Annotated in this window: 12 protein-coding genes; 4 read left to right on the top strand and 8 right to left on the bottom strand. The window is 42.3% G+C overall.

The window, feature by feature from the left end; translation table 11 throughout:
* Nucleotides 1-3: 3 nt before the first annotated feature.
* The 3 genes from A4V03_RS16120 to A4V03_RS16110 form a co-directional block, all read right to left on the bottom strand.
* Nucleotides 4-396, bottom strand: coding sequence for an HIT family protein (locus tag A4V03_RS16120; protein ID WP_008026146.1), 393 nt, complete (start codon nucleotides 394-396; stop codon nucleotides 4-6).
* 51 nt (nucleotides 397-447) lie between these two features.
* Complete coding sequence (gene greA, locus A4V03_RS16115; protein ID WP_065540470.1) at nucleotides 448-912, bottom strand: transcription elongation factor GreA; 465 nt, start codon at nucleotides 910-912, stop codon at nucleotides 448-450.
* Nucleotides 913-1,093: 181 nt separating this feature from the next.
* Nucleotides 1,094-2,245, bottom strand: a complete 1,152-nt coding sequence (locus A4V03_RS16110) for a TlpA disulfide reductase family protein (protein ID WP_065539622.1) — start codon at nucleotides 2,243-2,245, stop codon at nucleotides 1,094-1,096.
* Nucleotides 2,246-2,441: 196 nt separating this feature from the next.
* Here A4V03_RS16110 and pnp point away from each other — a divergent pair, with 196 nt between their 5' ends.
* Complete coding sequence (pnp, locus tag A4V03_RS16105; protein ID WP_065539621.1) at nucleotides 2,442-4,568, top strand: polyribonucleotide nucleotidyltransferase; 2,127 nt, start codon at nucleotides 2,442-2,444, stop codon at nucleotides 4,566-4,568.
* 594 nt (nucleotides 4,569-5,162) lie between these two features.
* Here pnp and buk read toward each other — a convergent pair.
* Together buk and A4V03_RS16095 are read right to left on the bottom strand one after the other, a co-directional pair.
* Complete coding sequence (buk, locus tag A4V03_RS16100) at nucleotides 5,163-6,224, bottom strand: butyrate kinase (protein ID WP_065539620.1); 1,062 nt, start codon at nucleotides 6,222-6,224, stop codon at nucleotides 5,163-5,165.
* A gap of 25 nt (nucleotides 6,225-6,249) precedes the next feature.
* A complete protein-coding gene (locus tag A4V03_RS16095) occupies nucleotides 6,250-7,209 on the bottom strand; it encodes a phosphate acyltransferase (protein ID WP_065539619.1) in 960 nt (319 codons plus the stop codon).
* Nucleotides 7,210-7,426: 217 nt separating this feature from the next.
* Here A4V03_RS16095 and A4V03_RS16090 point away from each other — a divergent pair, with 217 nt between their 5' ends.
* The 3 genes from A4V03_RS16090 (at nucleotide 7,427) to A4V03_RS16080 (ending at nucleotide 9,846) form a co-directional block, all read left to right on the top strand.
* The gene (locus A4V03_RS16090; protein WP_065539618.1) at nucleotides 7,427-8,335 is read left to right on the top strand and encodes a S66 peptidase family protein; all 909 of its coding nucleotides are present in this window, start codon (nucleotides 7,427-7,429) and stop codon (nucleotides 8,333-8,335) included.
* A 70-nt stretch (nucleotides 8,336-8,405) separates the two neighbouring features.
* Nucleotides 8,406-9,401 carry a M20 family metallopeptidase gene (locus tag A4V03_RS16085; protein WP_065539617.1) on the top strand — a complete coding sequence of 332 codons (996 nt, stop codon included), beginning with the start codon at nucleotides 8,406-8,408 and terminating at the stop codon, nucleotides 9,399-9,401.
* A gap of 22 nt (nucleotides 9,402-9,423) precedes the next feature.
* Nucleotides 9,424-9,846 carry a SufE family protein gene (locus tag A4V03_RS16080; protein WP_008644950.1) on the top strand — a complete coding sequence of 141 codons (423 nt, stop codon included), beginning with the start codon at nucleotides 9,424-9,426 and terminating at the stop codon, nucleotides 9,844-9,846.
* A 71-nt stretch (nucleotides 9,847-9,917) separates the two neighbouring features.
* On the opposite strand, the gene A4V03_RS16075 is transcribed toward A4V03_RS16080, so the two are convergent.
* From A4V03_RS16075 to A4V03_RS16065, 3 genes are all read right to left on the bottom strand, one after another.
* Nucleotides 9,918-10,709, bottom strand: a complete 792-nt coding sequence (locus A4V03_RS16075; protein ID WP_065539616.1) for a CPBP family intramembrane glutamic endopeptidase — start codon at nucleotides 10,707-10,709, stop codon at nucleotides 9,918-9,920.
* Nucleotides 10,710-10,848: 139 nt separating this feature from the next.
* Nucleotides 10,849-11,829, bottom strand: a complete 981-nt coding sequence (gene ribF, locus A4V03_RS16070; RefSeq protein ID WP_065539615.1) for a riboflavin biosynthesis protein RibF — start codon at nucleotides 11,827-11,829, stop codon at nucleotides 10,849-10,851.
* Nucleotides 11,830-11,839: 10 nt separating this feature from the next.
* Nucleotides 11,840-12,463, bottom strand: a complete 624-nt coding sequence (locus A4V03_RS16065; protein ID WP_065539614.1) for an HAD family hydrolase — start codon at nucleotides 12,461-12,463, stop codon at nucleotides 11,840-11,842.
* Nucleotides 12,464-12,469: the final 6 nt, after the last annotated feature.

Raw genomic sequence — 12,469 nt, 5'->3', positions numbered from 1 at the left:
GTTTTATAGAGAGGAGTTGATTGCTTGTGCTATGGACTTGAATTCTTCATCCGACAATTTCAGTTTCGGATTCGAGAACAACATATCCGATTCCTTTTGAATAGGAATTAAATGAATATGTGCATGAGGAACTTCCAGTCCGATAACCGCTTCGCCTACCTTTTTACAGGGGAAAGCTTTTTCAATGGCACGGGCCACTTTCTTTGCAAATACATGCATCGCAGCCAGGTCCTCATCGCTCAAATCGAAAATATAGTCCACTTCCTGTTTGGGCACCACCAATGTATGTCCCTTTACCAACGGATTGATATCAAGAAACGCAAAAAACTTTTCGTTTTCCGCCACCTTATAGCAGGGGATTTCGCCTGCGATGATTCTACTGAATATTGTTGCCATAACTTTTATTGATAAATGAAGGCAAGCCCCACAAGGAGACCTGCCTTTACGTTAAATTGATATGTTTACTACTTCCAATGCAATTTTACCTTGTGGGACAGTGATTTCGGCTATATCACCCACCTTCTTGCCAAGCAGACCTTGTGCAATCGGAGTGTTAACGGAAATCTTTCCTTCCTTCAGGTTAGCTTCACTTTCGGAAACGATGGTATAAGTCATCTTCATACCGTTCTTTACATTCTTCAGTTCCACTTTATTTAAGATCTGTACAGAATCTGTTTTCAGTTTAGATTCATCAATGATTTTTGCGTCTGCAATGGTAGCTTTCAATTTGTTGATGCGCATTTCAAGCATACCTTGCGCCTCTTTGGCAGCATCGTATTCTGCATTTTCCGATAAGTCTCCTTTATCTCTTGCTTCGGCTATTGCCGCAGAGATCTTTGGGCGTTCCACTGTTTCCAGTTCCTTCAGTTCCGCCATCAGTTTCTTGTAACCTTCTTCTGACATATAAGCCATGATGTTTTCCTCCTTTAATTGTTTTAAATGGTCATATAAACAAAAAAGAATTCCAACATGAGCCATGTTGGAACCCTCTTATCATTATTTCTTTGCAAAGATAGACTTTTAAGTGATACGTGTCAAGTGAAAAAAGATGCTATGTAACATATTTAAATGAAATATGCTAAATTATAACAACTTAGAGCAATGACTTGACAGCTGCTTCCAAATTCTTGATATCTTCGCCGCGAAGCTTCAATTCGTTGTTACGGTTAATCAAAAAGATAGATGGAACCTGACGAACATTATATACAGCTACGTTGGTAGAATACACTCCGTTTCCATCGCGTACACAAACCCAGGGAAGGTTGTCTGCCGCAGTTTTCCAGTAGTGTTCGTCCGCATCGAGAGATACCTGGTATATTTCCAGCCCTTGTTTTGCGTATTCATTATATAGTTCGCGAAGCATCAGGTTATGAGGAGATCCGGCAGGCGACTGGAATACAGAGAAGTCGAGCAATACAACTTTTCCTTTCAGATCGGTCAGTTTGCGTACATTTCCTTTTACGTCACGCAAGGCGATGTCAATAATTCCGGTTTCCACTATTTTCTCTTGAGGAATCTCCAATGCTTTCGCCTGTGGCTGGCGCGTGTTCTTCATTCCCTTAATTACAATATTATAAAGGTTCTTGGAACGTACGGCATGAGGGAACGCATTGTTGAGGCTCGTAGCGACAGCAGCGAAACATTTCACATCATCTTTATTGTTCAACGGATCGAATATCAGGTAATTATTGAGTTTCTGGAACAGGGCAAAGTAAGCGGCTGCCGTGTTGGGAGCAGCGAAAATATAGTTCACTTTGACGTCTTCCTTATAATTGTTGAGCAACGTTGCCAGACTGTCTTCAAATACATCATGCCCCATTCTGTTACTGCGTAAAGCTGCCAGCAAGTCGTCCACCTCTTTTTGAAGGCGGATCTGCTTCATCGTTAGTTCTTTTATCTTGTTGCTGTTTTCCGAACCTTCCACCGTGTAAGTCGTGGAGAAATCCGCATACGGCGCTTTGATCTGAATCGTTTCGATAGAATCTACAGAAAAATTGATGATTTTGTCGTCAATCCGCAAGCGATAAAATTCGGGTGATTCGGGACGAGGCTGCTTGAAACTGAATGTACCTTCTCCCTTCAGTTTCACTGAATCGAGCGGAACAATACCTTCCAGACCGGAAGCTTCGAGATAAAGCATTTTACCATCGGCTCCTGATACATTCCCGTTCACCTGAAATTTAGGACCGGAACTACAAGCGGTAATAGTAAGTGCGGCGAGCGCTGCAAAAGTAACCTTTTTCATATAGTGTGTGTTATTAACGAGATGCAAATATACTTCTTTTCGAGATTAGTCAAAGCATTTTGCCGGGTTCTTCATTCTAATTTTGAAAAAAAATCAGTTCATCACTAACTTTTTACCTCATTCCCACCTGATTACCACGATAAATGTATATCTTTGCAGGAATTTTGAAAGAAAAAGTATAGATAAAACAATTTTTATGATTAACCCAATTGTTAAGACAATCGAGTTACCTGATGGAAGAACCATCACACTCGAGACGGGAAAGTTGGCAAAACAGGCAGACGGTTCTGTAATGCTTCGCATGGGCAACACCATGTTGTTAGCTACTGTTTGTGCCGCTAAAGATGCAGTTCCCGGAACAGATTTTATGCCTTTACAGGTAGAGTACAAAGAAAAATTTGCGGCATTCGGCCGTTTCCCTGGTGGTTTCACCAAGCGAGAAGGTAGGGCTTCTGATTATGAGATTCTTACTTGCCGTCTTGTCGACCGTGCTCTCCGTCCTTTATTCCCCGATAATTATCACGCAGAGGTATATGTGAACATCATCCTCTTTTCTGCTGATGGTGTAGACATGCCGGATGCATTGGCAGGACTTGCCGCTTCTGCAGCACTTGCCGTTTCAGATATTCCTTTCAACGGACCGATCTCTGAAGTACGTGTAGCACGTGTTGACGGTCAGTTCGTTATCAATCCTACTTTTGAACAACTGGAAAAAGCTGACATGGACTTGATGGTAGCCGCTACTTATGAGAACATCATGATGGTAGAAGGTGAAATGCATGAAGTATCCGAAGCTGAATTGCTGGAAGCAATGAAGGTAGCTCACGAAGCTATCAAGATTCATTGCAAAGCGCAGATGGAATTGACTGAAGAGGTTGGTAAAACTGTAAAACGCGAATACAACCACGAAGTAAACGACGAAGACTTGCGCAAGGCTGTTCATGAAGCATGTTACGACAAGGCTTACGCAGTTGCCGCTTCCGGAAACAATAACAAACACGAACGTTTTGCTGCTTTCGAAGCAATCCGCGAAGAATTCAAAGCTCAATTCTCTGAAGAAGAGTTGGACGAAAAGGCTGCATTGATCGACCGTTACTACCACGATGTAGAAAAAGAAGCCATGCGCCGTTCTATTTTGGACGAAGGTAAGCGTCTGGATGGTCGTAAGACTACTGAAATCCGTCCGATCTGGTGTGAGGTTAGTCCTCTGCCTGGCCCTCACGGATCTGCTATCTTTACTCGTGGTGAAACACAGTCATTGACTTCTGTTACTCTGGGTACAAAACTGGATGAGAAGATTATCGACGATGTTTTGGAACACGGAAAAGAACGTTTCTTGTTACACTATAACTTCCCTCCTTTCTCTACAGGCGAAGCAAAAGCACAACGTGGTGTAGGTCGTCGTGAAATCGGTCACGGTCACTTGGCTTGGCGTGCTTTGAAAGGACAGATTCCTGCTGATTATCCGTATGTAGTACGTGTGGTTTCAGATATCCTCGAATCTAACGGTTCTTCTTCTATGGCTACCGTATGTGCCGGCACATTGGCATTGATGGATGCAGGTGTGAAGATCAAGAAACCGGTATCGGGTATCGCTATGGGATTGATTAAGAATCCGGGCGAAGAAAAATATGCTGTATTGTCTGATATCCTGGGTGACGAAGACCATTTGGGAGATATGGACTTCAAGGTGACCGGAACAAAAGACGGTATCACTGCTACACAGATGGATATCAAGGTAGACGGTCTGTCTTACGACATTTTGGAACGTGCTTTGAACCAGGCTAAAGAAGGACGTATGCATATCCTTAATAAGATTACTGAAACAATTGCCGAACCACGTGCCGACCTGAAAGAACATGCTCCACGTATCGAAACGATGACAATTCCTAAAGAATTCATCGGTGCTGTGATCGGCCCTGGTGGAAAGATCATCCAAGGTATGCAGGAAGAAACTGGTGCTGTGATTACTATCGAAGAAATTGATGGTATGGGACGCATCGAAGTTTCCGGAACAAACAAGAAATGTATTGATGATGCAATGCGCATGATTAAAGCAATCGTTGCTGTTCCTGAAGTAGGCGAAGTTTATAAAGGTAAAGTTCGTTCTATTATGCCTTATGGTGCATTTATCGAATTCTTGCCGGGCAAGGATGGTTTGCTGCACATCTCCGAAATTGACTGGAAACGTCTGGAAACAGTAGAAGAAGCCGGAATCAAAGAAGGTGATGAAATCGAAGTAAAACTGATTGATATTGATCCGAAAACTGGTAAATTCAAACTTTCAAGAAAAGTTTTGTTGCCAAGGCCGGAAAAGAAGTAAGAAAGCGATAGCTTCTATATATAATGAAGGCTGTTTCAAATTTAATCTTGAAACAGCCTTCTTTTTTTCTATCAGCATACTTCTTTTAGGCTTTTCACCACAGAGGACACAGAGGTTATAATTATCTCTAAACTAGAACTCTGTGTCCTCCGTGTCCTCTGTGGTGAAATAGTTCATTTATGAAACAAGCATGAGGTTCCCGCCTAAAACTAGGTTTTGCAGGAGATGATTTCTGTATATCCTAAAAAAACAAGATTTCTTATTAGTATCATCCGGAGTTGAACTGTTTTATATAGAGAATTAGTATATATTAGATTTATCCAGTTTATTAAAACCCTTAAAAAGATGAAGACGCTTTGTTATATCCTCTCCAAAAAAAGAATCGGAAAGTACCCCCATACTTCCCGATTCGAAACAGTCAAAAATCGACCTTAATCAATTTATTAACTTAACACGTCGCAAAGATATGAGAAAAATTTCTTTGAAAGAGCTTTTTTATTTAAAAAGTTTATGATACAGGCAAATATACCTGTTAATAAAGTCGTTTTCTACCTTTAAAACCAAGCGATGGAATCGATAAATCAATAGCTTATGTCACTTATAAACTTGTATCGGCAATTCTCCTTTCAACGCTCCTATGGCATTAAAAGCCAACGACTCCATTTCATTCTCTCCCGGATAAACATAGATGGGAGCCAGGAAAGAAATTCTTTTTTTGAGCCTTGAAACTACATAGTCCGAATAAGCGATTCCTCCTGTCAGAAGGATAGCATCTACTTTCCCGCAAAGTACAGTAGCACTGGCTCCTATCGCTTTTGCAACATTATAAATCATGGCGTCCAGTATCAGTTCCGCCTTTTTATCCCCTTCTTCTATCGAATGGATGATGGAGGGCACATCAGTCGTACCTAAATGAGCAGTCAATCCGGCACGTCCGGAGATACGTTTCTTCAATTCGTCTTTGGTATGCTGACCGCTAAAACAAAGGTCGATCAGTTGACCGGCAGGAAGTGTGCCGGCGCGTTCCGGTGAGAAAGGTCCTTCGCCGTCCAACGCATTGTTGGCGTCAATAGCACGTCCATGGTGATGGACTGCAACAGAAATGCCTCCTCCTAAATGGCAGATGATTAAATCCAAATCTTCGTATTGCGTCCCTTGCTCTTTGGCAAAACGCCGTGCGATTGCTTTTTGGTTCAAGGCGTGCCAGATGGTAATTTTCGGCATTAACGGAGAACCTGTAATGCGGGCTACGTCTTCCAGTTCATCCACCACTCCCGGATCAGCGATGAAAGCCGGGCAATCGGGTAGGGTGGCAGCTAGTTCGCTGGCAATCAGTCCTCCTAAGTTGCAGGCATGGGTACGCATGGCATGCACTGTATCACGTTTCATGGCATCGTTCACCTCATACACTCCGCCCGGTATCGGTTTCACCAAACCTCCGCGTCCGATGATTGCATCAAAAGAAAAAGGGATCTTGTTGTTCTCCAATTCTTGTAATACCAGATTTTTCCGGAATTCAAACTGATCTATTACCTCGGGAAAAGCGGACTGCTCTTCTACGGAATGTTTTATATTGCTGATAAACAGCGGAGTTCCGTCTTCGTAAACCGCAATCTTTGTAGAAGTAGAGCCGGGGTTGATAACCAGTATTTTCATGACTAGTGAGTTTTAAGTGGTGAATTTAGAATGATGAGTTTGCGATCTGGCTAGCCTGTTTTCTGCACTCGCAATCTCCTGACACTTGTAAGCATGCCATCGCAATGCTATAATATTTGGATAAGCCGGAATCGCTGCGCGACGGAAGAACTACAGGACAAATAGGACCTTGAAGCAATCCTGCCATCTCTGCCTTTGCAAACAGGGAGACAGATTTGTAGAATGCGTTGCCCGATTCAATGTTCGGGAATATCAGTACGTCTGCCTGTCCGTTGATAGGAGATACAATCCCTTTAATATCACCACTTGCCTGTTCGCACGCAGTACGTACATCCAGCGGGCCGTCAATAATCACATTTCCGAATTCTCCCGCTTCGGCAAGCTCTACGATATTCACATAATCTAGTGAATGAGGGAATTTGGCACTCACTTTTTCCGTACAGTGAATCAAGGCGACACGCGGCTGGTCGATGCCAAAATGGCGACAGCTACAGATAGCATACCAAATCATCTCTATGCGTTGTTGTAGCGTGGGACGTGGAATGACCGCAGCATCCGAGAAGAAAAGCAGTTTATGATAGGTCGGAATTTCCATCACTGCCAGATGCGTGAGGATTTTTCCTTTCGGTAACAACCCTTTTTCTTTGTCGAGTATGGCGTGCAGTAAGTTGTCTGTATTGATAATCCCTTTCATCAAAATATCGGCTCCCCCTTCGCGAACGATACGGACAGCCTCGCGTGCCGCTTCGTCCGGATTTTCGATATGGATAGTTTTTACATATTCGGGATATTGTTTGAGCGTGGGATACTTCTTCAGAATTGTTGAATCTCCAATCATAAGAAATTCTGCAATTCCCTCTTCCAGCGCACGAGAGATGGCATACTCTGTGTTAGGATCGTTGGCACAGACCACGGCAATTCGTTTTCTATGATTTAGTTTTTTGAGATGGGCCGTTAGTTGGGCAAAATTTAGAATAGGTTCCATAACGTTAGATTTTTAGCAAATATCAGAAAAATGATTGAAAAAATAACGATTATAATCCGAAAAAATGCATCTGTTATGTAACATTTTGCTATATTTTGTTTGTTTTGACTGTTGGATGTGTATGGAACCGTTTTTTCCTGTATTTTTGCAGATGAAAACAAATGCATCCGGGCAGTCTGGTATTTTATCAACGAAAGTCAATTAAATAAGAATATATATGGATATTCAATTTCCTTCCTTTTTGCAGAAAGGTGATAAAGTGGTTATTGTATCACCTTCGAGTAAGATAGACCAACAATTTCTGAAAGGAGCCGAGAAACGTTTAGAATCATGGGGCTTGAAAGTGGCTATGGGAAAATATGCCGGAAGTTCATCCGGGAGATATGCCGGAACAATCAGGCAACGGCTGCAAGATTTGCAGGACGCGATGGACGACCCTGAGGTGAAAGCTATCCTGTGTAGTCGTGGAGGGTACGGGGCGGTACATTTGATTGATAAGATTGATTTTACAGCTTTTCGTGAACATCCTAAATGGTTACTGGGTTTTAGCGATATCACAGCGTTGCACAATCTGTTTCAGAAAAATGGATATGCTTCCCTACATTCGTTGATGGCCCGTCATCTTACGGTAGAACCGGAAGATGATCTTTGTACGAACTATCTGAAGGATATCTTATTTGGAAATATCCCTTCTTATACATGCGAGAAGCACAAACTGAATAAGCAGGGGGCTGCACAAGGCGTTTTGCATGGTGGCAATATGGCGGTAGCATACGGTTTGCGGGGAACTCCATACGATATTCCGGCAGAAGGGACGATATTGTTTATTGAAGATGTCAGCGAACGTCCGCATGCTATCGAGCGTATGATGTATAATTTGAAATTAGGAGGCGTACTCGAAAAACTGTCCGGACTGATTATCGGTCAATTTACAGAGTATGAAGAAGACTGTTCGTTGGGTAAGGAATTGTATGCAGCTTTGGCGGATTTAGTAAAAGAGTATGATTATCCGGTCTGTTTTAATTTTCCGGTAGGACACGTGACTCATAATCTGCCGCTTATAAACGGCGCAAAAGTGGAACTTATGGTCGGAAAGAAAAATGTAGAACTGAAGTTTATATGTTAATAAACCATTCCATCTGAACGATGCTGTGATGAAAATGACTAATTTTGAAGCCTTAATAGATGAAAGGACGATGAAAAAGAAAACTATGATAGTATTAATGAGTGCCTTTTTGTTATTATCAGCATTCTCTTGCGGAGGAGGTAATAAAGCAAATAGTACGAGTGAACAAAGCGAAGAGACAGCAGTGAATGTACCTCAATTTGATGCGGATAGTGCTTATTTGTATGTAAAGAATCAGGTGGATTTCGGACCTCGTGTTCCTAACACAAAAGGACATGTTGCCTGTGGAAATTACCTTGCCAGTCAGTTGGAGGCTTTCGGTGCTCAAGTGACTAATCAATATGCAGATTTGATTGCTTATGACGGAACCTTGTTGAAAGCGAGAAACATTATCGGTTCTTATAAACCGGAAAGCAAAAAACGAATTGCTCTGTTTGCGCATTGGGATACACGTCCGTGGGCTGATAACGATTCTGACGAGAAGAATCATAAAACTCCGATCTTGGGTGCCAATGATGGTGCCAGTGGTGTAGGTGCTTTGTTGGAAATAGCTCGCCTGCTCAATCAGCAACAACCGGAACTAGGAATTGATATTATTTTGCTGGATGCAGAGGATTATGGTGCGCCTCAGTTTTATACGGGGCAGCATAAAGAAGAATTCTGGTGTCTCGGCTCACAGTATTGGGCACGCAATCCTCATGTGCAGGGATATAATGCACGTTTTGGCATCTTGCTCGATATGGTAGGGGGGGAAAGTAGCGTGTTTATGAAAGAGGGATATTCTGAAGAGTTTGCTCCCGATATAAATCAGAAAGTCTGGAAAGCGGCGAAGAAGATTGGCAACGGGAACACTTTTATGGATGGTAACGGAGGATTTGTTACCGATGACCATCTGTTCATTAATCGCTTGGCACGTATTAAAACAATTGATATTATTCCATATAATCAGGAGGGTGACTTTACTCCTACATGGCATACGGTCAATGATAATATGGAACATATAGATAAGAATACGTTGAAAGCAGTAGGCCAAACGGTATTGGAAGTGATTTATAATGAGAAATAACAGGATTAAATAATTATTTATAATGTCAATTAATGAATTACAGGACGAAGTGATTGCAGAATTCAGTGACTTCGACGATTGGATGGACCGTTATCAACTACTTATTGACTTAGGAAATGAGCAGGAACCACTTGAAGAAAAATATAAGACGGAACAAAATCTGATTGAAGGATGCCAAAGTAGGGTGTGGCTTCAAGCGGATGATGTAGACGGTAAAATCGTTTTTAAAGCGGAAAGTGATGCTTTGATAGTCAAAGGAATTATTGCCTTATTGATTAAAGTCCTTTCAGGACATACTCCTGATGAAATCTTGAATACAGATCTTTATTTTATAGACAAGATCGGGTTGAAAGAGCATCTGTCGCCAACGCGTAGCAATGGTTTGCTGTCGATGGTGAAACAGATACGAATGTATGCATTGGCATTTAAAGCAAAAGAGAGATAAAATTCCCCACAGAGGACGTGGAGTACACAGAGCTTTTTTACCATCACACATTTTGCGATTATTATATATCCCTATTGTTGGTATAAACCTTTGTGTCCTCTGTGGTGAGAATTCATGATTGATATGGTGCAAATAAGTAGCAGGACTGAACCGACCAAAGCGATGAGATAAGGAGTACCGTTAATCAGGTCATCCATATTTTCGGCTTCGGGATATTTAATACTAAGATACAGAGATAGCGAGTTATTGAGCACGTGCATGAGTATACACGGTATCAGGCTACCTGTTTTGTAATAAGTCCATGCCAGCAGGATACCGATTAGAAATGCCGGAAGGATCTGGGCCGGATTTATATGAAAGACACCGAACAGAAGTGCGGAAATCAGAATGGCTTTAGTCGGATTATATTGTTGAAGCAAAGCTTTGGTAATGGCTCCGCGAAACAAGATTTCTTCAAGTACAGGACCGATGATAGCTATTGCAAGAATACCGCCCCAACCGGATTGGAGGATGTCGAAAGATTGCTCCATGATGTTGGGTATCCAGTCTAGCAGTCCCATAAGTGCAGATACCAAAAAGCCGGCGGTGAGAATAGCTAGCCCGCTACAAATTAGGAATGGCGCTGATACAGGCAACCATGTCGCCTTTTGTGTACTGATATAGCCGGCTTTCCATAGATAAATACCCATCATAATCTGACCGGCTAATTGGGCCGGAATCATAATCATTTGCGTCAGAGCAACCTTATCCAAATCTCCTGTGGTGACTAACAAATAGAGCGTACAGGGAATCGTAATCAGGATAGGGGCGACAATCTGTGCAATGAGAAGGTCTATTAATATCAGTTTGATAGCTGTTTTCATTGCTCTTTAGTTAGTTGTAAAGAAATTATAGATAAACATAGCTAACATCGAAATAGCTATTACCACCAAAGAGATGCTCATAAATGACTTTTGCATAAGAATCTATTTTTAAGTTGTTATTATTCGGTTATTGTGTTATTTATTTTGTCTCTCTACTGTTATCGCCTGCCTTGCTGGCAAGAAGAATAGCTTCCGTATCTTCGGCATCTTTATGGAGTTGCACTGTTAACTCGTCGATACTAGAGAATTTCAGCTCGGGACGCGTCCGTTTTACGAAAGTAAGCCGGATGAATTTATCGTATATGTCCGAATGGAAGTGAAGGATATTCACCTCAATGGTTCGGTTAGGGCCATTATCAATCGTCGGGCGGACACCTATGTTCAGCATTCCCATATATGTTTTTTTATCGAATGTCACCCATACGGCATATACACCGTCCGCGGGGATCAGTTTATCAGGATCATCCACGCTTAAATTGGCCGTTGGAAAACCTATTTTGCGGCCTACCTGATAGCCGCCTACTACTATCCCGTCCAGGAAATATTCATATTTCAGGCAATCGGCAGCTAGGTCTACTTCTCCTTGATGAAGAAGTTTGCGGATCAGGGAAGAACTTACCGGAACATTGGGTACGTTCTCTATTTCTATATTGCTGGTGTATGCTTTGGCGCGGATCACTTCTATACCAATTTCTTTCCCATAGCGTACATAATCTTCGAAACCTTCGCTGCGGTTGTGCCCAAAACGATGGTCATAGCCGATAACCAGGTGTTTTACTTGATAACGTTTTTTTAACAGCTGTGTCATGAATTCTCGGGCGGTAAGCCGGGAAACTTCCGGGGTGAAATCAAGCATCAGACAGTAATCTACTCCGATGTTTGCCAGCAGCCTTATTTTTTCTTCCGGGGTAGTCAGAAGCTCCGGACGATAATTCGTGTTCATCACTTTGCGGGGATGAACGGGGAAAGTAACCAATGCAGAGCGTAGACTTTTGGCGGCGGCTATCTCTTTCACTTGCTGAATCAGATAGCGATGTCCTGCATGTACTCCATCAAAAAAACCGATGGTAGCTACACTGGGTTCCGGGTTAATAGCCGATGTGTCACGTATAATCTGCATATCTCTAGAATTATTTGCTGTTGAAAAGATGACTCCAGTCTTCGCCTTCTTTTGCTGTATAAGTGGAAATTCCTAAATTCTGGGCTGCCTTACAGTTCATCTCAGAATCATCGATGAAGAGTGTTTCTTTCGGCTCGATACCGGCATCCTCTATGATTGCTTTGAAGATCTCCGGTTCGGGCTTGGCCATTTGCATTTCAAAAGAGAGGTACGTTTTCTCAAAATAGTCTTCCACCTTAAATGTGCGGTAGGGAAACAGGTGAATACATGCCCAGTCCCAGTGGATTTGGTTGGTATTGCTCAATAAATAGACGACGTATTTCTCGCGTAATTTTAATAATAAATCGAGTTTGTGTGTCGGTATGTCTACCAAAAAACTATTCCAGGCTGCATCTATTTGTGTGTCGCTCACTGCTTTGCCTATCATCTGACGAACTCCGTCACGGAATTCGGCGGGTGTAATCAATCCTTTTTCCTGTTGCAGCAGGAGTCCGTTCGGATTATGGATATCCAATAGGTCCTCCACGTTCCGGATCCCTAATTTCTGAAAGTTCCCAATGCAACGTTGGCGGTCGAGATTGATAAGTACACCACCTAAATCAATAAGAAGGTTTTTTATTCCTTTACTTTTCATTTCTAC

This window comes from Bacteroides caecimuris (assembly GCF_001688725.2).
Taxonomy (GTDB): Bacteria; Bacteroidota; Bacteroidia; order Bacteroidales; family Bacteroidaceae; genus Bacteroides; species Bacteroides caecimuris.
This window is presented reverse-complemented; position numbering and strand designations above follow the sequence as displayed.